Genomic DNA, 25,102 nt, shown 5'->3' on the forward strand with positions numbered 1-25,102 from the left:
TTCCCTCTACAATGGAGGCAAAGGCTTTTTTTATTCTAAATCCTCTCACAATCATTCCATTTACTCATGTTTTTACCTCTGATCGTGCAATTAGTCATTGACTATACACTTACCAGCTCTTAAATTATTTCAAAAAATATAACACGTGTAACATTTATTATGACAAAAAGAATGGTCTACCAAACCGAGGCGACTCGGGACAAAATCATCAGCATCGCCGAAGCGCTTTTTATTAAAAATGGCTTTGCTGATACGCAGATGAAAGACATTGCGGCGGCCACTGGCATGAGCCGTAATACCTTATATCGTTACTATCAAGATAAATACGACTTGGGATTTGCCATTCTGGTGGTGGTACTGAAACGTAAAATCGATAGATACGATGCCATCATGAAAAAGATCGAAGCGGGTCACTTTGTCAGCATTCTTGCTGGACTCAAGGTCTTAATGCAGGCTTATTCAGACGTTCAATATGAAGACGATGACCGCTTCATTGCCGAGTTTGATGGCTACTACGCTGGCTCACGCATCCCCACCGAATTTCGGGAAAAGCTGACACAATTACTGCCTGATACCGTCAGCCAATCCCTTACCAATATTGTCACTTTGGGACAAAAAGAAGGCAGCATTCGAGCCGATATTCCAGCCGCTTATCTCGCAGTCACGCTATTTAATGCGGTCCCAACTTTTTTCAGACGTATGTTGTTACGTCGCGACGCCTTAATGGAAATCGAACAAGATGCTATTCCACAACTGACTCCGATATTAATTCAATTACTACTAGATGGTATGAAGCCGTCACCACAAACCTAGAAAAGGATGAAATAATGAGTAATACAACAATAAAACAACTCTTAGCCGAACTAACTCTAGAAGAAAAAGCCATGCTCTGTGGCGGCAAGGACTTTTGGAACCTACATGGTATCGAACGCTTAAACTTGCCATCCATCATGGTGACAGATGGCCCCCATGGTTTACGCAAACAAGCCGGCGAAGGTGACCATGTAGGACTCAATGCAGCGGTTAAAGCCACCTGCTTCCCAACCGCATCTGGGCTTGCTGCCACGTGGAATACCAAGCTCATTGAAGAGATGGGCGTCGCACTCGGCAAAGAATGCCGTGCTGAAGAAGTGTCTGTCTTGCTTGGCCCTGGAACCAATATTAAACGCAACCCATTAGGTGGTCGTAACTTCGAATACTTTTCCGAAGATCCATTACTGGCTGGCGACATGTCGGCTGCGTGGATTAAAGGCGTACAAAGCCAAGGCGTGGGCACCAGCTTAAAACATTTTGCGGTAAACAATCACGAACATTGTCGTATGACGGTCGATGCCATCGTTGATCAAAGAACCTTACGTGAAATCTACCTGCCAGCTTTTGAAAGAGCGGTTAAGCAAACCCAACCTTGGACGGTCATGTGTTCCTACAACAAGGTAAACGGTACCTACGCCGCAGAGCACAAACAACTGCTAGACGATATTCTCGTGAAAGAATGGGGCTTTGAAGGCATTATCGTCACCGATTGGGGCGCTAATAATGATCGTGTAGAAGGGGTAAAAAACGGCCAACATCTTGAAATGCCAAGCTCTGGCGACATGAATACCAAGAAGATCATCGCTGCTGTCGAGAACGGCCAGCTATCAATGGAAGCATTAGACAAATCCGTCGCTCGCGTATTAGAACTGATTCTGAAATCACAAGCTTCCTTAGAAAGCGATAAAGTTACAGCAGACCTAACCGCTCACCATGAGCTTGCCGCCCGAATCGCAGAAGAAACTTGCGTGCTGTTGAAAAATGATGGCCTATTGCCAGTTTCCGTCGGTAAAAAAGTGGCCGTCATTGGCGCTCTAGCCAACAACACTCGCTACCAAGGTGCAGGCAGCTCGAAAATTAATCCATTCAAATTAGAGCAACCTCTCGACGAAATCAAAAAACTATTTGGTGCAGATAATGTCACTTACACTGAGGGTTATCACCTAAATGATACGGGAGATAGCAGCGAAATCGTCAATGCGGTTGAACTTGCAAAACAAGCCGATGTGGTTTTTTTGTTTGCGGGTCTGACACCAAAATACGAATCTGAGGGCTTTGATCGCCAGCACTTAAACTTGCCACAGGTGCAGCTTGATCTCATTAATGCACTTGGTGATCAGTTAGCTAAGACGGTGGTCGTTTTACAGAACGGCGCACCAGTCGTGCTGCCATTTGTGGAAAAAGTACCTGCAATTTTGGAGGCTTACTTAGGCGGCCAAGCAGGCGCTTCTGCTATCGCTAAAGTCCTTTCTGGTGACGTGAACCCAAGTGGTAAATTAGCAGAAACCTTCCCTGCAAGTTTAGACGATGTCCCCAGTCAGCCTTATTTCCCAGGCTCCACTAAGCAAGTGCAATACCGTGAGGCTATTTGGGTGGGTTATCGCTATTTTGATACGACTGGCACGAAAGCGCTTTTCCCATTTGGTCATGGCTTGTCGTACACCAATTTCACTTACTACCATTTAACCTTACTCAGTGGTGATAAAGCACTATTTAATGAAAGCGCTTCCATCAAACTGCAAATCACCATTACCAATACAGGAAACAGAGCCGGAGCCGAAGTGGTGCAGTGCTATGTAGGTCAAAAATCCCCTTCCCAACCACGCCCAGCCAAAGAATTAAAAGCGTTCAAGAAAGTCTTCTTAGAACCTGGGGAAAGCAAAGAGATAGTGTTTGAATTGGATTATCGAGCGTTCGCCTACTGGCACAAAGAGAAAGCCACTTGGGTTGCAGAGAGCGGCGAATACCAGATTCATATTGGTGCTTCTGTGGCGGACATTCGCGATACAGCAAGCATTGTATTAGACACTGACAACACAGCGGAACAACCCAACCCAGCCCTAGAGAGCTATTTTGCCCCTGCAAAACGCGACTTTAATGACGCAGCTTTTAGTGCACTACTGGGTTACGACATTCCTGTCCCCACCCCCATCCAGCCTTACACAATGAATTCAACCTTAGGCGATATTGCCCATGAAGCATTAGGCAAACCGCTGTTCGACAGCATGCTGTCAGTGTTTACAAAAATGATGGGAGGAGACCTAAATGATTCTGCTGCAGAAGCAGATAAATTGATGGCTGAATCCATGGTGGCGGACATGCCGCTGCGTAACCTACCCGTGTTCAACAGCCAACAGTATTCTGAAAATCAGATCTTGCAGCTCATTGCCTCACTGAATAATCAGGAACCCCGTCTCTAAAAGGCACCTTTTAATACTGGTTAAAAAAGCCGTCATTACGACTATCGGTTATACGTAATGACGGTTTTAGGGTTGATACATAATAAAAACAACGAGGCAACTATGTCCAAAACAAACTACGAAACCCGTCGTCTTGAACGACTAAGCTATTACACGTTTTTCACCGGTCAAAACATTATCTTTATGTTTGTAACCATCTTTATCAGTATTTACTACACCTCTGTACTGGGCTTATCTGCCAGTACGGTGGGGATTATCTTTCTTTTAGCCAGAGTATGGGATGCGGTTAATGATCCCATTCTTTCGATTCTCGTCGAACGAAGCCGCTTCAGTGGTGGAAAATTCAAACCCTGGGTAAACGCTATCGCTTGGGCCGTGCCTCTTGCTACCGTTTTGATATTTGCCTTTGGCGATTATCTTGCTGAGCAACCAATGTGGCTACGCATTACTTACGCCTTCATCACGTATGTGGGCTGGGGAATGTTATATACCGTCTCTGATGCGCCAGCCTACGCTATAGGCTCAGTAATGACACAAAACAAAGATGAGCGAAATGTTATCTATTCTTTTGTGCGTTTCGGTGGCTTTGTCGGCATGGTGATCGCCATGGCAAGCGCACCTTGGCTGGTCGAGAAACTGGGCGGTAAATGGACACTTGCTGCAGTCATTATGTGCTCCGTTGCCATGATATTGATGTTAACCATCCGCTCAGTTAAAGAGCGCCATGTAGTGGAGCAAGAAGTACCAACGCTGAGACAAATATTAGGCACCGTTACTAACAACAAGTATTTGTTGATGTTTATCCTCGCCTTTGTCTTTATTGGTGGATCAAATGTTGCCTTTACCTTAATGCCCTATATCGCGCGCGATGTTTTCAACGATCCATCACTGTCTGGCTTATTGCTTTTCGCCATGATCGGTCCTGCTATGTTGGCTTCACCGCTAGTACCAATCGGCATTCGTAAAATTGGCAAAATTAATACCTTTGCTTGGGCTTCTGCCGCACTCGCTGTCTTGTCGATCATTACTTGGTTAATAGGTTACGAATATCTTGAAGTATTCATTGCTTTAACTATGTTGAAAGCCATTGCGCTTGGCGTCACCTTAATTATGCCAAGTATCTTCATTGCCGACTGTATTGAATATGGCTATATCCGTTCCGGCCAACGCTTAGAAGCCGTCACTTTTGCCACCCAAACCTTTGCGAATAAAGCCACAACAGCCGTTGGTGGCGCCATTGCCATGGGCTATCTCGCTATGGTGGGTTTTATTGAATCAACAGGGGGAACGTTCGTGCAGCAACCTCCACAGGTCATTCAAGGCATGTGGGACGCACTCAACCTAGGCAATGCGATTGGGGCGACAATAGGTCTGGCCATTTTCTTGTACAGCTACAAACTCACCGACAAAGTACTAGAAGGCCTGAAGACGATCGCTTCTAAACAAACGACCTAAACGAAAAGTATTTAATGTTTTCGCTACGGCTTACTTCCAACTTACTGTGAAAAGCTAGGAAAGAACAGAGACTATTCAAAAAAAAGCAAGGTAACCCCTGCACGAGGGAAGAACAATATCATCAGAAAAGGGAGTAACCAACGATATTGTTCTTATCTTTAACTACACGTTAGAAACCGTAGTTAAATCGAACTCGTGCTGCGGTCGTTTTGTCATTCGCTCCAGCGGCAACATCATCGGCCGCTGAATAAGAGCCTGCGAAAGTCACTGTCGCATTGTCAATGTCTAGTACTGGTACAGTGTAAGCAATATAAGTGGTCACTAGAGATGGATCCGTTGCGCCATCATCAACACTAGATGCAATCACACCCAAACCAAAGTTGCCGTATACCATGTTGGCAACAAATGAAGAAATTTTCTTATCTGTGTTATCGTCTTTGCTGAACGCGGCAGCCAGGTTAACGTTCGCCGCAGCCACATCAAAGTTTGCTGTCACGCCGTAACCAGATAGATCTACATTAGTACCACCAACTTGATCATACTTAACACTCTCAAAACCCGCACTGATAGTGGCGGCATCTGTCATGAAGGTTACAGAAGGACGAACACCAGAAATTGCGGTAGTGTCATCACCATTACCAACAACGCTAGAATCACCAGAATCGCCATCACCGTAAATTGTATCTACTTCAAATTTCACCATTTCACTGGCTTTGTAATGGAATGCAATCTGACCGCCGCCATCGCCTACGCGACCACGAACTTTATTGGCTTCATAAACGCTGTCATCAATCGCATGAACAATCAAAGTATCTTTCGCTAATGGGAATAAGTTAATCGCTTCAAAACGACCAAGTTGGAAGTCCCAAACATTGTTACCGAACTGAATAAATGCATCATCAACCGTTGCTTCGCCGTCGGTATTCAGTAAAACAGAACCTTTACCAGCAAAAAAGTTATCACCAGACGTATGCTTACTGTACGCGTTTAGTTCAACTCGACCATTCTGGTCATAAGTTGTATCGCCTGTCGCTTTATCGACAGCGTCGGTATTTAACTCGAAGTTGGCATCAAAGACAGGAGCCGCTTGAACAGCACTTACAGATAGGATACTGCTAACAATAGCAGTCGCTAGAATAGTTTTTTTCATGATTTCAGACCTAATTGTATGTTGTTTTTATAATAAATAGACTTCAACAAAAACGTGTGTTTTCACTATTAATAATACATTTCAGTAACTTTATTACAAGAATCAAACATCAATAATTTTTCTTATTTTTTACTTAATTTCTTTGAGAAGACAAAATCAAAAATAAGTTATTGATATATATGGAATTTAAAATCCTACTCGATATGATCAATTTGAAATATCTTAATAAATAAGCAAGCAATGAAGAGAAAATAGCACTTTATGTTTTTTTGCTACTCAGTTATGAAATTTTAAAACATCCAGCCATCATCACTGTATTGTTGTCCTGAACATAGAGACAGGACTCAAGATGTCAGAGCCACCAAAAGCCTCTGCTTTTTTGTTGTCAATGCCGCTAACTCGACATAACAAAGTGCTACACTAGCGTTCTTTATTTATACCTTTAATATTAGCGAGACAGCCATGGGCTTTGCGTCTTTAGGACTTCATCAAGACATTTTAAATCAGGTAAACGAGCTGGGTTATAACACACCAACCCCAATTCAACGCGCCGCTATTCCAGCGGTTTTAATTGGCAAAGACGTCATGGCTGGCGCACAAACGGGTACTGGAAAAACAGCCGCTTTTGCTTTGCCTCTTCTGCATCGCATTCAACACAATAAAAGCACCAATCAAGCCCAATGCATCCAAGTTCTGGTGTTAACACCGACACGAGAATTGGCACAGCAAGTTCACGCTAGCTTTGTCAAATACGGTCAAAATTTATCCATCCGTTCGGTTGTTGCTTACGGTGGTGCTAGCATTAACGTACAGCTAGATGCCTTGCAGCAAGGTTGCGATGTACTGGTTGCCACGCCTGGGCGCTTGCTTGAGCTAATCATGAAGAACCTCATTGACGTTAGTACATTACAGACTTTGGTTTTAGATGAAGCGGATCGAATGTTGGACATGGGCTTTATCATCGATATCCAAAGAATTTTAAAAAATTTGCCACAGACACGACAAACACTGTTCTTTTCTGCGACCTTTAATGATGACATTTTCGCCCTGAGTAAAACCCTATTAAAAGACCCTCAACTGATCGAAGTAGACAGTCGTAACACAACGGCAACGCAAGTAGAGCAACGCATTTATGCGGTGGATAAAAACCGAAAAAGTGCCCTATTGTCTTTTCTTATCGGTTCTAAAAATTGGCAACAAGTGCTCATTTTTACCCGCACTAAACAAGGTGCCGACGAACTTGCAAGTGAAATGCACAAAGACGGCATTGCCACCCAGTCCTTTCATGGGGACAAATCTCAAGGGGCTAGAGAACGAGTATTAGCCGACTTTAAAGCTGGCAAGGTGCGGGCTCTTATCGCAACCGACGTTGCGGCAAGAGGCATAGACATAGATCAATTACAGTATGTGGTCAATCATGAGCTCCCTTATAACGCTGAAGATTATATTCACCGCATAGGACGTACAGGGCGTGCTGGCGCAATGGGCCTGGCTATTTCTTTGGTCAGTGAAGCGGAACGCTATTTATTAACAGACATTGAAAAGCTGGTGGGTGAAAGTTTTGTACCACAATGGTTACCAGGTTTTGAACCCGACTTAACCAAGACAGTCGATGCGCCTAAAAAGCGCCAACCCTCTAAAAAAGAATTAAGGGCCAAGGCGTTAGGGCTGACTTCTTCTAAAAATAAAAAAGCCAAAAGAAAACATTAGACAGAAATGAATTCGCTCATATAATCTGACGATCTCATGCTCAAATAGACGTGGATAAAAAACCATGTACAACGCTCGCTTTGAAAGGAAATCAAATGTTCACAACGATTAAATCTCGTCTCTTATCCACGGTTCTTTTGCTCAGTGCCTTAGCGAGTGTTAGCTACACTTTTCATCTTTATGATGTACGGAAAACCGATCTGTATAGCCAAATAGACAGCAATCTTGTTTTTGCAGCTCAGGTTGCTAGACAATTAATTGACGACAACGTATATGATGATGCATTCAACGGAAATTTTTCCAAAGCTGAGTCAGATGCTCTGCAATTAAAAGCCTACAACATACTGCAATCATCAGACATAAAATACATGTACACCATGATTAAACCGTCTGATAAAGTGCTCTTTGTACTCGACACGCCAGAACAAGAAGATGTCGAAAAAAGAACATTCCGTGCCCCTCTGGCGACTTACGATGAACCAAGTGATAAGTTGGTTGATGCTTTTTCAAACAACAATGCCACGCCTATTTTTGATGAATATACCGATGAATGGGGCACCTTCCGGTCAGTCTTCATACCCTACAAAACCAGCACAGGTAAAATCTTTGTGGTGGGTGTTGATACGCCTATCTCTACTATTCAAGCCGAACTAAACTCTACCTTATTTGTTTCCAGCATGATTGGCTTAGTCATCTTTTTACTCTCTTCTGCGATCATATTCTGGCTTGTATCCCGTATACTTAAACCGTTAGCCGATGCGCAGGTACTCATGCGCACCATAGCGACCACGCGAAACCTGACGCTGCGTACGAAAACCAGTTCCGATGAGATTGGCCTTCTTTTAGCAGATTTCAATAATCTGATTACCGAATTCCAATCTACTTTGGCGATATCGACACACTCCGCCATTGAAAACTCGGCCGTGTCCTCTCAGTTACAAGGCAGTAGTAAAGAAATCCGTGTCGCCGCACAAAAAATCGCCCATGCCGTTGATGAAGTCCGTCTGCATGCCACCTCGACTTGCGATCTACTTGCTTCTTCCGATGAAGAGCTAAGCTTAACCGTGGAAGACACGCAAAAAGCAAGCAGCTCTCTTGAAAAAGGACAACATGCCTTTAGCAAGGTAACAGACATTATCAATAGTACAGCAGAATCCCAATCAAGACTTTCTGACGAGTTGAACACACTTTCACGCAAGGCCGAAGATGTGAATAATATTCTTTCGGCTATTAGTGGCATAGCGGATCAAACCAATCTATTAGCATTAAATGCCGCGATTGAAGCCGCCCGCGCGGGCGAAGAAGGTCGAGGCTTTGCTGTCGTCGCCGATGAAGTTCGACAACTTGCGATTCGAACACAAAGCAGTTTGAATGAAACCAGTACCGCCATTGCTAACATTGTTTCAGCGATAAGCAATGTCGCAGAAAAAATGAAAGACAGTGAAGGTCAATTCAAGCAACTGCTTTCTGAATCATCTCAAGCAATGCAAAGCATTACCGACAGCTCCACAACCATGTTGGATACGCGTCAGAAAGTACAGCACACCTCTGGCAACGTGGCTAAGGTGCTCATCGATATTCGACAAGTGTTGTCCCTCGTATCGAATGTCGAAAACCAAGCGGCTCATAATAGAAGCAGCACTGAAGAAATTGCAGATGCCGCTGATAGACTACAAATATCAACCTTGTCATTAAAAAATGAATTAAATCGCTTTATTGCCTGATCCATTTTTTAGTCTCTGCCAAGATAGTAAAGTCGCTTTCTAACAGTTTCGACCTTAGTATCTTGGTTTACTAAAAGCTACTTTTGTGTCATCGCTATTCACAGTATTACCTTGTAAAAACACGATACTCTATCTAGTACCGTGCTCATTTTTTAACGCAAAAGTCTTACGGCCTCTGTCTTGACACCACACAGCCAAAGTAAGCGACATCTCATCGATTAGACCGCTCCTAAGTGAGGAATAGATTGTTTTGTATGACAAACTATAACCATCGCCAAGACGCATCCAAATAAAAGCCATTCTGTCTTATCAAAATGAAGTACACGCCCGATGCTATTTGGAGTTTGACCCTGTCATTTCATACCGTGCGAGTCTTCTACGCCGTCACCTTCACTCATTTTACTCTCGTCAAACGCACCACAACCTGCTTTCTTTTCTCAATATCACCAAACTTACTTCGCTCTGACGCATCCTACCAAAGCTGCCCCATATCAACTTCGACCATCCCTCTTTGCTAGACATTTTTTATCCATTTCATTAAACCTAACCAAAAAAAACACATAAAATACAAACAAATCAACTGTAAAATTATTGTAAGGTTACACAAATACACGTAGTATTTACGAAACATACTACACAGTAATAATCAATATTTTCGAATGCTCTAATAACAAAAAAGGAATGAATAAATATGATTAAAGGCGATACTGAATTTCTGGAAGTGAGATCGGAAAGAGAATGTGCTTTTTACACTGATTATTTATTAAGTAGCATTCGAAGTGCTTCGCTGAAAAACTTACGAGGGGATACTCATACCGAACGTGTAAAAAAACTCAATGAAGAGCTAGACAATTTAGTCAAAAGAAACCGAGCACCTAAAAATTTCGCCACGCAAATGCGCTCAGCTTTTAAAGCAACTCAACTTCCCTCAAGCTACTTTCGTTGGATTGATAAAAAAGACGAACGATTATGCAATTGGATTTGGTGTTACTTAAAAAGCCATACAAAAAAGAGAGAGGCCAACCAAGAGCAGGGAGTGATTCAAGAAAACACATTTTTATTACTGTCAGAGAAAGCCTTTTCTACAGAAAGAGATAACGTCTCGGACAGACTAGTCGATGTTTTAAATGCCTTTTATGATGGCGAAGCGGATGCCCAGCAACAGCAAGATTTGCTGGACGAGTTAAAAACCAAATGGCAAAGCATTCGTTTTAACGAAACCATCGTTCAGTGGCTTGAAGACAATAATCCAGCTCAATGGGCTTGGGCATGGTCCTACCTGCAAAACATCACTCAAAGACCTTTAGAACAGGCCTGGATTCCCACCTCTAATACAGAAAAAAAAGCCGCAGTTATTGCTACTATCGATTTATCTGATAACGTAGACCGTAAGGCACTCGTCATTGATAAAATGAAGAAGGCATGGAGTCAGAAAAAATTCCGTGAAAAGTCGAGTGGTAAAAAACCCTACAGCATCAGCATGACGCTTAATACCAAACAAAAGCTTAATGCTTTAGCTGAAGAAAAAAACATGAAAATCAATGAAATGATTGAGTATTTGGTGAGGAATGAATATAAAAGACGCGATTCTGACGAATAACCTGGTTCACTTTAAAGTGGAAAAACTGTCACTATGTCTGTGATAGGGCTATTTTTAACTGAGTATTGGCAAGCACCACAGTCATTCTCTGGTTGTTTCATTTATCATCAAATCACTGTATAACGAGCCGCATGAAAATCCCAAAAAGAATACAACCCCTCATCGAAGATGGTTTAGTAGACGAAGTCCTTCGACAATTAATGAGCGGAAAAGAAGCCACCGTCTACGTCGTTCGCTGTGGATCAGAGATCCGTTGCGCGAAAGTCTATAAAGAAGCGGGTAAACGCAGCTTCAAACAAGCGGTGCAATATAGAGAAGGCAGAAAGGTTCGCAATAGCCGCCGCTCTCGTGCGATGGAAAAAGGCTCTAAGTTTGGCCGCGACGAGCAAGAAAGTCTTTGGCAAAGTGCTGAAGTCGATGCCTTGTTTCGTTTGGCTGATGCGGGGGTGCGCGTACCCGTGCCTTATGGCTGTTTTGACGGCGTATTATTAATGGAGCTTGTAACCGATGACAGCGGTGAAGTCGCTCCACGCCTCAACGATGTCGTACTAACAGAAGAACAAGCTAGGCGAGACCATGACACCATTATTCGCGATGTTGTGCGCATGTTGTGTGCAGGCTTAATACACGGCGATTTGTCAGAGTTCAATGTGCTTGTCGATTCCCATGGCCCCGTCATTATCGACCTTCCTCAAGCCGTTGACGCGGCCGCCAATAACAATGCCGAGTGGATGTTAGAGCGTGACGTCAACAATATGCGAAATTATTACGGCATGTTCGCTCCTGACTTGCTGGAAACAAAATACGCCAAAGAAATTTGGGCGTTGTTCGAAGCTGGCAAGCTAAACCCTGATACGGAACTTACTGGCGAGTTCGAAGAGCCTACTGAGGCCGCCGATGTTGACTCTGTATTACAGGAAATAAAAGACGCTTTTGAAGAAGAGCAAGATCGATTGGCGCGTATTAACAGCACCAATGATGACGACTAAGTCTCAGCGAATTTAAGATACAGTTTTCATTTTTCGCTTAAAAGAGCAACAGCCATGGCTTTTGCTCTTTTGGCGGCGTCTAAGTCGCCCGCAACATAGGCTTGAGAAATAGCCCCTTCCTTTAACACACTGATGCTCTGCGCTAACTCAGCCGATGACAGATGAGCACTATGACCAACAAGGTTTGCCTGTATAAACGCGGTTATATTGTGTTTATGGCGCTGACATAAGCTGTTCACCATATGGTCTGAAAACTCGCCATTCGCTTTCATGAAAAAACAGCCTTTAAAAGGTAGTAACACCTCAACCCTGTCGTGAAACCAGTCATCAAGCGCATCAAATAGCGCTAACACTGCCATTTTTCCCTCTCCAGCGGCCATCATCCTTGAGGTGAGCCAATCCATAAAAATCTGATCTCGATACATTAATACCGCTTCAAGTAAGGCGTCTTTGCTAGCAAAGTGATGATATAGGGTTTTCTTCGCCACTCCAGTTTCTTGCAGAATGCGGTTTATACCGACAGCATGAATGCCATGTTCATAAAAAAGTTTAAACGCGGCGTGTATCAATAAATCTGGCTTCGTCATCTTACTTCCCCTTTGATAAAAGAATATTGACATAAGTAAACCGATCTGTCTACCATTATAGAGACAAGTCGGTCTACCTACAATTTATCATCAAGGACTCTTATTATGTTATTGCGTTTATGTCGCTCTTTTCATCAATCACGTTTTTTCATTATTAGTCTCGCAGGTGTTGGTGCTGCTTTGTGCATCTTCATGCTTGCTCAGGGTGAAAAGATTGCTCCAGCCTATCTTGGTATCATGGCGCCTTTTGGTGCGACTATGGTGATTCTATTTGCTTTGCCTAAAAGCCCTTTGGCACAGCCAAAAAACATCCTTGGTGGTCACTTATTAACCAGCCTCATTGGTTTACTAACCTTGCATTTTTGGGAGGTGACACCGCTCAGTATGGCCGTCAGTATTGGCGTAGGTGTTTCTTTGATGATGCTAACAAATACCCTGCATCCGCCAGCTGGCGCGAATCCTATCCTAATAGCGTCGCTTAATGTGTCTTGGGGATTTCTCTTTACCCCCGTGCTATCAGGTTGTTTGTTCATTATTTTCTTCGGCTGGCTCTACCGCAATTGGATCTCACGTGTTGGTTATTCGATCACTGTAAAGCCTTTCAGCAAATAACGCGGTCAAATATCAATGGGCATTTCTGGTTCACAGCATCACTTTTTTCACCATTGGCGCTTTTTTAACCAAAGTTTTCATGTATAATCCCGCTCCGCATTTGACCACAAGGTCAAATGCGGCATTATCAAAAAGCCAAAAGTTCGTTTTACCAATCCGAGCTTTTTAATTTGGGTTCCCTCACCCCAATCAAACGAAAAAGGTCACAATATGAATACGTTTACGCCTGCACAGCAAGGTAAAGCATTATGCTATCTTGCTCTATTTCACTTACTGATCATTGCCTCTAGCAATTATTTGGTCCAAATTCCCTTCACCATTTTAGGGTTTCATACCACTTGGGGCGCCTTTACCTTCCCCTTTATCTTTTTAGCCACCGACCTGACTGTGCGTATTTTTGGCGCGCCGCTAGCCCGTAAAATCATCTTTTTGGTGATGATACCGTCTTTAATCGTGTCTTATGTGCTGTCCGTCTTATTTGCTCAAGGGGAGTTTCAAGGTTTTGCGGCATTAGGAACATACAACAGTTTTGTTGGACGCATTGCGATTGCCAGTCTGATGGCGTATTTACTGGGTCAAGCGTTGGATATTCAAGTGTTTAACCGACTCCGCCAACTAAAACAATGGTGGGTTGCACCGGCTGCTTCCACTCTATTCGGTAATGGCTTAGACACCTTGGCTTTCTTTGGCATTGCCTTCTATCAAAGCCCTGATCCTTTTATGGCTCAACATTGGCAAGCCATAGCACTGGCTGATTTCGGCTTTAAAATCATTATCAGCTTAGGGTTATTTATCCCCTTGTACGGTGTATTGTTGAATTATCTGATTAAAAAAATCACACACATTCAGCACACCTCTACACGGTTAAATAAAGAAGCTCGTGCATAAAAGCACGGCCCAAAAAGCAATAAACGCGGATTAGGGTCATTCCTATCCGCGTTTTTTTATACCGAAATTTCTATTTGGAACTCATTAACATTATTTTTTAGGATTCCAAGCAGATACCGCACTGAAAAACGCCATGGTTTCTTGCTCAGCTATGTCCATTTCCGCTTGCGGGAAATAACTTAACTTCACAATCACAGTGCGAGTTTCCGGATCGACATAGATAAACTGCCCTTGTAATCCTATTGCTGAATAGGCTGTGGTGTTTGGCATAGTCCACCACTGGTATCCGTAGCCGCCCAGCTTAGGATCTTCTTTCAAAAATGGCTCTGTCGACATTTTCACCCACTCAGGAGAGACAATTTGCTTACCATTGATGCGGCCATTGTTCAGCATCATCGAACCCACTCGAGCAAAATCTCGCATAGTAGCGCTGTAGCCTGCACCGGTAAATTCGCGACCCACTCCAGGCTCTCCATCCATAATAAAGAAACCATCTGCTTGTGCTCCTAACGGTTCCCATAAATGTTGCGCCATATAAGCAGACACATTACTGCCGCCGCTCACTCGCTCTAATAACAAGCCTAACACCGCCGTATCAATGGTTTTATATTCCTGTACGGTGCCGGGTTCATGCAAACGCTCTATGGTTTTTGCGGGCTCAACAAAGCGCGCCACATTTTTTACTAGGGCTAAAATATGATTACGAGCCGCAGTACCAGGGTTGGCAAAGTCATAACGCTCTTCGTATTTCACCCCTGAACTCATGCTCAAAACTTGACGAATCGTCACGCCTTTATAGGCGCCTTTCGATAGTTCTGGAAGATAAAGGGTAATGTCTTCATCCAATGACTTGATACGACCTTCTTCAAGGGCAACCCCCACCAAAATAGAAACCAACGATTTCGTCATAGACCACGCCATAAAATGCGTATCTTGATTGGTGTTATTGCGATAGTTCTCGTAGACGATTTTATCGTCTTTCATGATCAGCAAGCCGTTGGTAAAAGTCCGATCAAGAAATTGCTCTGGCTGATAGCGGGCACCGTCAAATTCATAGGAAAAATCAAGCGAATGGTCTTCATGCATTAAAGGTGAAATCTGACCGGAGCGAGCCACATGGCGAGTGGTAAACAACTGATCCATTGAACGAAACGTGAGCGTATTCACATCACCATCTAGCATCGCCCAACGTAAATTTTGTATCGCAATAGGCACATGCGATTCTGGCCCCACCGCCGCCACCAGCGGATCAACAACCGAGCCGGCATGAACGGCAACGGGTAAAATAGCAAGAGACAATAAACCAGTACTCATTAGTCGGCGGAATGTTTTTATTTTAATCATTATATTTCCTCTAACGTCTTCTTAACGTCTTTTCAAATGCTCTGAATAATATGTGACAACGCCTTGCTACGATCTTAATTGGCAGGAAACGTGTCTACATGATCAAGATAATGAGCTCGACATTAGACGAAGTCATATCCCAAATAGGATATAGAAAAGCATTTACTAACTTGGTAAGGAATCAATAAGTAAAGAGGAATCGATAACAGGACGAGTACGGGCCGAGACCGAGGCCCACAGCACTCTAACCAGTTCTTGTTGGCGAGTGATATTCATTTTTGAGAAAATACTTTTTAATTGGATGCGAACGGTACCAATAGAAACACCTTTTTGCTGGGAATATTCCTCCAGCGATAAACCATTCGCTAAGGCAACCGCCAATCGAGACTCTGCTGGCGTCAAACCATACAGCTGACTTACTTCCTCATCCAAATGGGTAAAACCATGATCATTTTCAGAGAAAAAGACAGCAATCATCGTTTCTGATGGCCGTCCCATGTCATGGACTGGCACATCGACACAAGTCACCAATAATTGCAGAGGATTGAAACGATATTGTCCGATGGTTGCCATTAAACGAGGAGAGAGTTCAACTTGCGAAAGCGCTTCAGCCAACATAGCATTAAACACTTGCTGGTCCGCCGAATGCGTTAAAGTGAGCTTATCATTGGACAAACCAATGTGCTCAGACCGCTGAACCATATCCATTGCGCATTGATTACTCCAATACACACTGCCATTGAGTGTGAGTAGCATCATTCCCGTATTGATGTGATTAGTCACTTGATTAATATAAGCATTTCGCAGAGACAGTGTATTGAGTTTTTCACTCAACGCGACACTTTGCTGGATATGCGGCGCTAATTGTTGAAAACAATCATCAAAAGATCGACCGAAACTTCGTTTATCACCGTATTTACGATGGGCAATAAGGCTAATGTACTGGTTATTAGGAGCCTTAATATCAAGAGCAATGGCATGACCTAGCTGTGCTTGCTTGAGCCTTTCATGAAAGCGTTCAACAGCCGGTGACAGCAAAGAAAAAATCTCCTCGTCCCGAATAATCGCTAGACTATCCGTTGTCTCTATGTACATTCGAGGGTTATCCGCATTGTTCACCCATTTATCATGTAACGCCGCATTCGCTAGCGAAAATGAATCCCTCATTACCCAGTTTTGTACCAAGTCTCCAGTATTAGACCGATCAAACACTTGCACGACAACACTACTGACATCAAGGTCATCACGCAATTGATCTAATACCTTGACCCATTGCGTAGGATGATCCACGCAGCGATAAAGTTCGGGTAAGAGTTTATTGACATAATAAGCAGACATGCGACCCCCTCAACGTAAGAACGAATAAAGACCTACCATTCACGCTGTCATTATTTGGCAATCACTGTCTTTTTCATGGCCCTCGGGCTAAATAGAGGACCCGTTCTCGACTTATTTCATTATTTTTATGGTAAAGCGACAGAAGATAAAAAGTGCAATAAATGAGAATACACGAGCCCCAAAATAAATGATAGCCAAATGATTTCTGGGCAATACAACCTTTCAGGCCATTAACATCGCGCTTGCGCATTCACGACAAATCTTTTTCATTAAAAACACACGCTTATCCTAAATGGGATATGAAGCAGCGGTTAACACTTGGCATGCTAGACAAGGATCTACCAATAAAAATAAAAAACCATTAGAGAGAATTAGACATGAATAACAAAACATTTCTTTCCGGAATAGCGATCAGCGTTGGTATGGCATTATCTACCATGGCCTTTGCCACAGAAAACGGAGCGCCTAGCACGGCTCCTGGGGTGTATGGTTTTAGCGCTGGCTATATGCCACCAGTAACGGATGTGGGTGCTTTTTCTATCAGATCCTCTATTTATCGTGCCGATAAAAATTTAGACGGTAAAGGTGATGACAAACTAGAAAAGTTTTCTCAAACGGTAAAATCACTCTCCTTGACCTATATAAATATGACAGAGCATACCTTCCAAGGCGCTAATTATGGCTATGGTATTGTTGTCCCCGCTTTAGAGTTAGAGATTGATGGTCGTGTGCCTGGAGCAAATATTGCGGTAGTCGGATCGGACTCTAGTATAGGGGATATCCAGATTATCCCTTATATTCTGCAATGGCATCCATCTGATAATTTAGCGACCAATACACAGTTGCAAATACAGATTCCAACTGGCCACTACGATAAAGATGACACCATCACAACAGGGCTCAATCACTGGACCATTTCTCCCGCTTTTAACGTCACCTATTTAACAGACAGTGGATTTGAGGTGTCATCCAGTTTTCAATTAGACATAAACACCGAAAATAAAGACACCAATTACACCAGTGGTGTGGAGTATCGACATGAATTTGCCCTCGGCCAGCACGTCGATGATTGGACTATCGGTCTGGGTGGTTTCTTTTACAAACAGCTAACCGATGACAAAGCGCCAGCAAGTAGCAATATCGTCAACGGCAATCGAAGCTCTGCTGTTGCTGTAGGGCCTGAGTTAAGCTTCTTCCGTCCAGGTTTACCCTTCGTCTCTTTCCATATTTACAAAGAATTCGAGGCAAAAAATCGTACTCAAGGTTATAACGCGGCACTCTTAGTGTCTCAAAGCTTCTAAGTCGTTTAAAACATCACAGCGTGATGGTTTCCCCTTTCCATTACGCTGTGATGCTATAACCAAAGTTCCCCAAAGTGGTCTCGATGGCTCAGATACAAACGCAGATCGAATTCTAATTGATGATAATCAGGTTCCATGTAACAACAAAGCTTATAAAACGCTTTGTCATGGGCTTTTTCCTTCAGATGAGCCAACTCATGCACTAAAATCATTCTCAGCAAGGGCTCTGGCACTTGACGAAACAAAGAGGCTATGCGGATTTCATTCTTGGCTTTCAGTTTATTGCCCTGCATTCTTGAGACATAAGTATGCAAGCCAAGCGCATTGTTGATGACATGAATTTTGTCATCGTAAATCACCTTACTGATCGGAGGTGAGCTGCGCATAAAGGTATTTTTTATCTCTAACGCGTAATCATACAAACCGCTCGCGCCACCCAGGCTATGGGCGACAGGATACTTGTTTAACAACCACTGGGCAGATTTTTCTGACGCTATTAAGGCTTGTGCTTGTTGTTGTACGTGGGGACTGTAACCTGAAAGATAATTCTTTGTGCTCATAAGCGGCTTTATTGAACCCATACATTTTACAATTGATGTTGCGACGAAAAAACGCAATTACGCCCTGCCGCTTTTGCTTCATAGAGAGCATGATCTGCTGCGTTTAATAATTCAGTAACCGTGGTACATTTATTGTGCTGACGATAAGCAACGCCTAAAGATACCGTAAAAGAGACAATATGGGCCCCCGTACTGAACACCACGCCTTTTTCGATGTTTTCCCTTAACCGCTGTGCGACCCGAAACGCTTCTTGTTGATCTGTCGCAGGCAATAGCACGGCAAACTCTTCACCGCCAATTCGGCCAATTATGTCACCTTTTCTTAAAATAGACAGGCTCATCTCAGCCAGCTTTTGCAACAGCGAATCCCCCACTTTATGCCCATAGGCATCGTTAACGCTTTTAAAGTGATCAACATCCATCATCAAAACCGCAAGAGGCGCGTTTTCTGCGATGGCTTTGGATAAGACATCTTCAAATTGCTGAAAAAAATGCCCTCGGTTCGCTAACCCAGTCAAATGATCGAAATAAGCTCGTTGCTCAAGCTCTTCTTGCACTCGAAAACTTTCAATCGCAATACTCGCCAGATTACTGGCGAAATGAATCATTTCGAATTCTTTCTTTGTGGGAGAGGATGGCACACGTTTGTATACAGCAAACGTACCTAATAAATCGCCTTTTGATGACATAATAGGATCTGACCAACAAGCAGCCAAACCAGCTTGCGCTGCAAGCTGCGTATAATCCTGCCAATATCGATGGGAAAAAATATCGTCCACAATGACACGCGTTTTTAAATAGGCCGCCGTGCCACATGAACCAACATTGAGGCCAATTTTAATGCCATCAACGGCTTTATTATAAAAATCAGGAAAGTCTGGTGCCGCCCCTAAACGCAAACACTGTTCTGCCTGGTCAAAAAGTAACACGCTGCACAGAGAGAGCGGACTTTCTTGCTGAATCTGCTTCACAATAACGTCAAGAATGTCCGTTAACGCCGAACTCTTCGCCACCATTTCCAACATGTCACTGCGCGCACGCAACCTTTTTTCAGCAATCCAATAATCGGTTAAATCATTGAAATACCACAGCCTTTTGTCTGCGACGATAGAGAAAGAGATTCTCACTTTTTTAATCGAACCATCCTTGCAAAACATCCTAGTACTCAGCCCTTCCACTGGTACATTTTCTAGATAGTCGCGTATCCAAGGTTCGATCACCTGTTGATAATAACGAGGATCTGGAAAAACATGCTCATACCATGTTTTAAGATCAGGAAGATCTTCTAACAAATACCCAAAAAGCGTGCTAAACGACTCATTGATATAATCGATCCGATCTGAGGCAATACTCGACCAAGCCACAGCAATCGGCACAGTCTCCAAAACACGTTCCAACTGGATAGTAGTTTCTGGTCTATTTTCCATACAAAAATCCACGCTTTAGCCTAGCAATACAGCAATCTACAAGATGCCTTGTTCATACCAACTATTATGGAACATCAGCCGACAATACAAGACGGAACGCAGCTATTTTTGTATGTTTTTTGTACAAATAATTAAAGCAAACTGTTTAGCTCCTGCCATAACTGCGGGCTCGCTGCCCACACGGCGTTGCCTCTTAACAAACCATCATCTTTCAGAAAATCAGGTATCTGACCACCCGCCTCTTTGATGAGCAAAAGCCCTGCTAACGCATCCCAGCTATTTAGATGAGATTCATAATAGCCATGCACGAATCCCGACGAAACATGTGCCAGCATTAAGGCTCCCGCACCAAAGCGTCGATATTCAATGTTACCTCTGTCCAAGATCACCAGTAGATCAAGATAATCCTGAAGAGGCCGACGATTTGAGCGCCCTAGCCCAATAATAGCCTGACCTTTCTCTGGCTCATGGATGGTTAATTGGGCGCCATTTAAATACGCGCCTTGCCCTCGCTGGGCAAAAAACATTTCGTCTCTGTCTGGTGCATAAACAAAACCCACTTGTATTGCGTTATTTTTCACATAGGCCACAGAAACACACCAATAATCCATACCTTGCAAATAATTGCTGGTGCCATCGATCGGATCGATCACCCAAATACCGTCATGCTGTGTGTTGGTTGCGTCCACCAAACCACTTTCTTCACCTAAAAAGCCATCATTAGGAAATAAACAATGAATGACCTGTTTTAGCTCCTCTTCCACCGCAATATCCGCTTGCGATACGAAGTCTTGTCGCCCTTTAATCGTTATGGATAGCCCCGACTGACGAATGACCTGAGCACGCTTTCCAGCCTTTCTAATGGCCGATTCTAAAACTTGATACGCCGCTTTCACCTGCTTTATCCTTTTATTATTCATTCTGACCCGGTGACGTATTTCTCAGCACCAGCTTTACCGGAATTTTTTCCATGCGTTGAACAATGCGTGGATCATGGCTTCTGGCTTCTAAACAAGACAACACGCGCTTCGCCGTTTCGGTCACATCTTGATGAATCGTGGTAAGGCGATAGCTGTATTGCGCGGTTTGGGGGGTATTATCAAAGCCAATAATGTGAAAATCGGTTGGTGCATCCAAACCGTTTTCGCGCATACCATCCAAAAAACCACAAGCAAGCTGCGCATTGGCACAAAAAATACCATCTAGTTTTTTGCCTTCTGCACAAAATCGATGAGCGGCTTGCCTTCCGCCTTCGTAACCATCGGCTTCAGCGATAATGTGCTGAAAGTCACAGTCACCAAGCAGCCCTTTTTCCGTCATCGCCTGACGAAACATGTCACCTCGGTTAATACCAGACCACGTCGACTGTTGATAATTCAACCAACCAATAGAATGGCAACCACAACGCATAAGTTGTTCAGCCACCAACAAGGCCGCCATCTTATTGTCAGAACAGACAAAATCCACATCAGGAATATCCATGTGACGGTTAATCCCCACGACAGGAATACCATGTTGTACGCATTCTTTAACCAATTCGGCAGGCGGCTGACCAGAGGTAACAATCACCCCAGACACGCGAAATTGCGTAAAACGTCGCATGGTCGTTTCCAACTCTTCTGCGCCCCGTACTTCGGTTACAAGAGCCTGATAACCCTTGTGCTGAATTTCATTTAACAGCCCTTCCAACAAGCTACTACGGAAAGGATCACTCAAACGTGCGACCACGACACCAATTAACTGACTGCGTTTGCGGTTTAAACCCTGAGCCAAAAAATTCACTTGATAGCCCAATTCATTCGCCGCTTTTACTATCTTCTCATGCGTTTCACGCGCTACGTTACCTTGATTACCAAAGACCCTAGAAACTGAGGCGCGAGAAACACCGGCCAGTTTTGCCACATCTTGCGCGGTAACAGAGCGATGACTGCGACTCCCCATTAAAATATCTCCCTTTCAATTATCGATGTGTCGTGCATCAAACCAGGTAGAAAATCCTCGTTACCTAGGTCAATAACCAAACCATCTCGGCTAATAAAAGCCTTCTCTGTTTGATCCACAGCCCTAACAAGATGAGCAATCGCCTCATCAAAACAGTGATAAAGCCCTAATGCTGACACCGCAGTTTCAGCCAATAAGCGTAAACAATCAGGCAAGTCACCATGAGAAGCGTCCTCAGGCAGCGCATCAAAAGAAGCACACTCCTGAAAAGCAAGATCGGCACCTTGCATTAACGCTTGGCTCGCTGCTGTTGGCCGACCATCACCACTGTAAAACAGTGTTTTTTCACCAATGGTAATACGAATCGCTTTGTTCGCCATTTCATGCTGAGTATCAGCGGTGCGGATTTGCCAGTGCTGCCAAGTAAACGCCGCACTAATATCTTGCCAATCAATCTCAAAACACAACTGGGTCTCAGGCCAAACCGCCAACGCCACTAATGCCTGTAATGGTTGCTTTTGCTCCGCTTGACAAAATATGGTCAAAGGCTCAGTACGCTTAAAACTTTTCCATTGATTAATTAAGGCCGCCAATCCAGAGCTGTGATCGGGATGAATGTGGGTAAAATAAATCACCTTTATCTCATTCACACCGATATTTCGTTGCCAAATTGCCCTTGGCACCGTCGGGCCACAATCAATAAGCCATTGATTTTGTAAAGAATCTATTACGCGAATCGAAGAGGTATTATTACGTTTTGAAAACGCACTGCCGCTGCCTATTACATCAATTTTCATACCGCCTCACTAAGATGTCTTTTTAGCTTAATTAAATTGTCACAAAGATCCGACAAAGTAGGCCACCATAATGTCGGTTACAGATTGCATTTTTTTTACAATAAGCTGAACACGTGTTCATTTGATGAAAAAAAGTAAAAAAATCACCCGACTCTCGTTTTATCGACCTTTTTATCGGCTTGGAGCAGGTATGGCGCACTTACATATAGAAAATCTACAGGTTGGCTATGGCAACAAGTTGATTTTGAAAAACATTAATCTTGCCGTCGAACAAGGCGAAATGATTGCGCTGCTTGGCCCATCCGGCTGCGGAAAAACCACACTATTAAACGCATTATGTGGCTTTATTCCGGTTAGCCAAGGCGATATTTTTGTCGCCAACCGAGCCATTTCCAAGCGGCCAGCAGAAAAACGTAATATCACCATGGTTTTTCAAAGCTACGCCCTTTGGCCCCATATGACCGTTGCCCAAAATATTGGTTACGGGCTTAAAGTGCAGAAAATGAAGCACGCAGACATCACAACTCGCGTCACAGAACTGTTGAAGATAGTCAAACTAGAAGGATTAGAAAACGATAGGGTCACGGCTCTTTCAGGCGGGCAACGCCAACGTGTTGCCCTCGCTCGCGCCTTAGCCATTCGCCCTGACGTTTTGGTATTAGATGAGCCTCTTTCCAATCTGGATGCCAAAGTCAGATTAAGTGTACGTCATGAGATCAAAGCCCTACAAAAGCAACTGGGTTTCACATCATTAATCGTCACCCATGACCAAGAAGAAGCCCTTGTCATGGCGGATCGCATCGCGGTGTTAAATCATGGCACGATAGAACAAATAGGCACCCCAGAAGATATTTATCATCGTCCCAAGACACCATTTGTGGCGGATTTCATGGGCGCGGATAATCACTTAACTTGGCCGATTCAGAATGCGGCGATTACCTTAAACATCAACCCTACCATCACTCAGGCCGAGATTTACTTTCGCAGCGAAAATGCACTTGTCTCAACCCGACCACCAGCGACTAACGTAGACGTTAACCCTTCAAACATGGGACTACTCATCGAAGGCCCCGTCGAGCAAAGCGTTTTCTTTGGCAATAACTACCAAATTAGTGTGCGCTGCGGGACGCACACCATACAGGCAAATCATGATCAGCATCTGCCTGAACACACTCCCGTTCTCTTACGTGTCCCTACCGATGCTCTGCATATCTTCGCCACTGAGGCGGGAAATTCAGCGCCTCAACATTCGTTGTCACCTTTATCAAATCAATGAGGATAAGTCATGTTTGCTAACACTAAAATGGCCGTAGTGGCTACGCTAAGTCTCACCCAGTTAGCCGTTTTTGCCCACGCAGAAACCACACTCAATGTTGTGTCTGCTGGTAGTCAAAATATGGTCGACTACGTGAAAACCTACCTTGCCCCAAAATTTGAAGCCGCACACCCTGGCGTAAAGGTCAATGTGGTTGGCACCGGCCCTGGCGATGCGGGCTCCCATAAAATCATGGAAAAGCTCTCCGCACAAAAAGACAGTGGCCTAAACACATGGGACATCGATGTGGCCGTTGTTCACCAGCAAATTGGTGGCGAACTGGTAAAAAATGGCTTGCTTGCAACCTATCGCCAAGACATCAATACAGGAAAAATGGTCACACGAGACAGTGCAGTCAATGCGCTAGGCATCAATGTTGATGGTTACGTGATGCCCATGTTCCACAGTCAAACAGCCATCGCATACAATAGTGATTTTGTTAGCAACCCACCAAAATCCTATGATGAATTGGTCACATGGACAGAAAAAAATCCAAAAGCGTTTGGCTACAACGGCATCAAAAACGGCATGTCTGGCGTGAGCTTCGTTACCGGCTGGATTTATGCCTATGGCACCGATGCAGAGACATTATCAGCCATGCCTTATGATCAGAACCTAGCCGCTTCGTGGGACAAAGCCTTTGCTCAGCTTAAAGAGTTCAACAAAAACATTACCTTTACACCAGGTAACGCGGGCACATTAGACATGCTAAACCGTGGCGAGATATTCATGGGACCGGTGTGGGTAGATATGTTCTACAGCTGGAAAGAGCAAGGCAAGATTCCGCCATCCATAAAACTCTCATTGATTGCCCCTGGAATGCCGGGACAACCCATGTACTACGTGACACCAACGAAAGCCGAACACCCAGAACTGGCTCGTGAATTCATCGAATTGGCCACCAGCCCAGAGATTCAAGCAGAAGGTATTGTAAAACAATTCAACTGGTATCCGGGCATTGATGCCAATCACGTGCAAGGAAAATTAGACCAAGCCACTTGGAATAAGCTGTTTGCAGAGATCACACCAGAAGACTTATCTCAATACGGCAAGAGCTTCCCAATCGGACCTTACTTTGATGACATCAAAGAAGGATACGAACGCAAAGTGTCAAATTAATCACGCTTTGTC

General features: G+C 43.9%; 21 protein-coding genes. 12 read left to right on the plus strand and 9 right to left on the minus strand.

Going from position 1 to position 25,102, the window contains the following annotated elements:
• The first annotated feature begins 159 nt into the window (after positions 1-159).
• The 3 genes from DK187_RS16820 to DK187_RS16830 all read left to right on the plus strand — a co-directional run bounded on the left by DK187_RS16820 (position 160) and on the right by DK187_RS16830 (position 4,688).
• A complete protein-coding gene (locus DK187_RS16820) occupies positions 160-813 on the plus strand; it encodes a TetR/AcrR family transcriptional regulator (RefSeq protein ID WP_111608497.1) in 654 nt (217 codons plus the stop codon).
• 14 nt (positions 814-827) lie between these two features.
• Positions 828-3,233, plus strand: coding sequence for a glycoside hydrolase family 3 C-terminal domain-containing protein (locus tag DK187_RS16825; protein WP_111608498.1), 2,406 nt, complete (start codon positions 828-830; stop codon positions 3,231-3,233).
• 102 nt (positions 3,234-3,335) lie between these two features.
• A complete protein-coding gene (locus tag DK187_RS16830; RefSeq protein ID WP_162623542.1) occupies positions 3,336-4,688 on the plus strand; it encodes an MFS transporter in 1,353 nt (450 codons plus the stop codon).
• A 169-nt stretch (positions 4,689-4,857) separates the two neighbouring features.
• On the opposite strand, the gene DK187_RS16835 is transcribed toward DK187_RS16830, so the two are convergent.
• Positions 4,858-5,838, minus strand: coding sequence for a carbohydrate porin (locus DK187_RS16835; RefSeq protein ID WP_111608500.1), 981 nt, complete (start codon positions 5,836-5,838; stop codon positions 4,858-4,860).
• A 462-nt stretch (positions 5,839-6,300) separates the two neighbouring features.
• Here DK187_RS16835 and DK187_RS16840 point away from each other — a divergent pair, with 462 nt between their 5' ends.
• The 4 genes from DK187_RS16840 to DK187_RS16855 all read left to right on the plus strand — a co-directional run bounded on the left by DK187_RS16840 (position 6,301) and on the right by DK187_RS16855 (position 11,861).
• Positions 6,301-7,548 (plus strand): DEAD/DEAH box helicase, encoded by a 1,248-nt coding sequence (locus DK187_RS16840; protein ID WP_111608501.1) that lies wholly within the window; start codon positions 6,301-6,303, stop codon positions 7,546-7,548.
• Positions 7,549-7,643: 95 nt separating this feature from the next.
• The gene (locus DK187_RS16845; RefSeq protein WP_111608502.1) at positions 7,644-9,272 is read left to right on the plus strand and encodes a methyl-accepting chemotaxis protein; all 1,629 of its coding nucleotides are present in this window, start codon (positions 7,644-7,646) and stop codon (positions 9,270-9,272) included.
• A gap of 691 nt (positions 9,273-9,963) precedes the next feature.
• Entirely contained in the window at positions 9,964-10,872 is a 909-nt protein-coding gene (locus tag DK187_RS16850; protein WP_111608503.1) for a hypothetical protein, read from the plus strand.
• Between the two features lie 131 nt (positions 10,873-11,003).
• Positions 11,004-11,861 carry a PA4780 family RIO1-like protein kinase gene (locus DK187_RS16855; RefSeq protein ID WP_111608504.1) on the plus strand — a complete coding sequence of 286 codons (858 nt, stop codon included), beginning with the start codon at positions 11,004-11,006 and terminating at the stop codon, positions 11,859-11,861.
• Positions 11,862-11,887: 26 nt separating this feature from the next.
• Here the strand turns inward: DK187_RS16855 and DK187_RS16860 are convergent, their stop codons facing one another.
• Positions 11,888-12,448, minus strand: a complete 561-nt coding sequence (locus tag DK187_RS16860; RefSeq protein ID WP_111608505.1) for a TetR/AcrR family transcriptional regulator — start codon at positions 12,446-12,448, stop codon at positions 11,888-11,890.
• Between the two features lie 105 nt (positions 12,449-12,553).
• Between DK187_RS16860 and DK187_RS16865 the strand changes: the two genes are divergently transcribed.
• Together DK187_RS16865 and DK187_RS16870 are read left to right on the plus strand one after the other, a co-directional pair.
• Positions 12,554-13,060 carry an HPP family protein gene (locus DK187_RS16865; protein WP_111608506.1) on the plus strand — a complete coding sequence of 169 codons (507 nt, stop codon included), beginning with the start codon at positions 12,554-12,556 and terminating at the stop codon, positions 13,058-13,060.
• Positions 13,061-13,270: 210 nt separating this feature from the next.
• Entirely contained in the window at positions 13,271-13,948 is a 678-nt protein-coding gene (locus DK187_RS16870) for a 7-cyano-7-deazaguanine/7-aminomethyl-7-deazaguanine transporter (protein ID WP_111608507.1), read from the plus strand.
• A 90-nt stretch (positions 13,949-14,038) separates the two neighbouring features.
• Here the strand turns inward: DK187_RS16870 and DK187_RS16875 are convergent, their stop codons facing one another.
• A complete protein-coding gene (locus tag DK187_RS16875) occupies positions 14,039-15,292 on the minus strand; it encodes a serine hydrolase domain-containing protein (RefSeq protein ID WP_111608508.1) in 1,254 nt (417 codons plus the stop codon).
• Positions 15,293-15,457: 165 nt separating this feature from the next.
• On the minus strand, positions 15,458-16,630 hold the full coding sequence (locus DK187_RS16880) for a helix-turn-helix transcriptional regulator (RefSeq protein WP_111608509.1): 1,173 nt from the start codon (positions 16,628-16,630) through the stop codon (positions 15,458-15,460).
• A 377-nt stretch (positions 16,631-17,007) separates the two neighbouring features.
• Here DK187_RS16880 and DK187_RS16885 point away from each other — a divergent pair, with 377 nt between their 5' ends.
• Positions 17,008-17,931 carry a SphA family protein gene (locus DK187_RS16885; RefSeq protein WP_111608510.1) on the plus strand — a complete coding sequence of 308 codons (924 nt, stop codon included), beginning with the start codon at positions 17,008-17,010 and terminating at the stop codon, positions 17,929-17,931.
• 53 nt (positions 17,932-17,984) lie between these two features.
• On the opposite strand, the gene DK187_RS16890 is transcribed toward DK187_RS16885, so the two are convergent.
• From DK187_RS16890 to DK187_RS16910, 5 genes are all read right to left on the minus strand, one after another.
• Positions 17,985-18,491, minus strand: a complete 507-nt coding sequence (locus tag DK187_RS16890) for a YgjP-like metallopeptidase domain-containing protein (protein ID WP_111608511.1) — start codon at positions 18,489-18,491, stop codon at positions 17,985-17,987.
• Between the two features lie 26 nt (positions 18,492-18,517).
• A complete protein-coding gene (locus DK187_RS16895) occupies positions 18,518-19,918 on the minus strand; it encodes a bifunctional diguanylate cyclase/phosphodiesterase (protein WP_111608512.1) in 1,401 nt (466 codons plus the stop codon).
• Positions 19,919-20,049: 131 nt separating this feature from the next.
• A complete protein-coding gene (locus tag DK187_RS16900; RefSeq protein ID WP_204355647.1) occupies positions 20,050-20,814 on the minus strand; it encodes an inositol monophosphatase family protein in 765 nt (254 codons plus the stop codon).
• Between the two features lie 16 nt (positions 20,815-20,830).
• Positions 20,831-21,859, minus strand: coding sequence for a LacI family DNA-binding transcriptional regulator (locus DK187_RS16905; RefSeq protein ID WP_111608514.1), 1,029 nt, complete (start codon positions 21,857-21,859; stop codon positions 20,831-20,833).
• Entirely contained in the window at positions 21,859-22,656 is a 798-nt protein-coding gene (locus tag DK187_RS16910) for an MBL fold metallo-hydrolase (protein ID WP_111608515.1), read from the minus strand. The genes DK187_RS16905 and DK187_RS16910 overlap by 1 nt, the downstream gene beginning before the upstream one ends.
• 190 nt (positions 22,657-22,846) lie before the next feature.
• On the opposite strand from DK187_RS16910, the gene DK187_RS16915 reads away from it, so the two are divergent.
• On the plus strand, positions 22,847-23,932 hold the full coding sequence (locus DK187_RS16915) for an ABC transporter ATP-binding protein (RefSeq protein ID WP_111608516.1): 1,086 nt from the start codon (positions 22,847-22,849) through the stop codon (positions 23,930-23,932).
• A gap of 9 nt (positions 23,933-23,941) precedes the next feature.
• Complete coding sequence (locus DK187_RS16920; protein WP_111608517.1) at positions 23,942-25,090, plus strand: ABC transporter substrate-binding protein; 1,149 nt, start codon at positions 23,942-23,944, stop codon at positions 25,088-25,090.
• Positions 25,091-25,102: the final 12 nt, after the last annotated feature.

It is taken from the genome of Marinomonas arctica (genome assembly GCF_003259225.1).
In the GTDB taxonomy this organism is placed as follows: domain Bacteria; phylum Pseudomonadota; class Gammaproteobacteria; order Pseudomonadales; family Marinomonadaceae; genus Marinomonas; species Marinomonas arctica.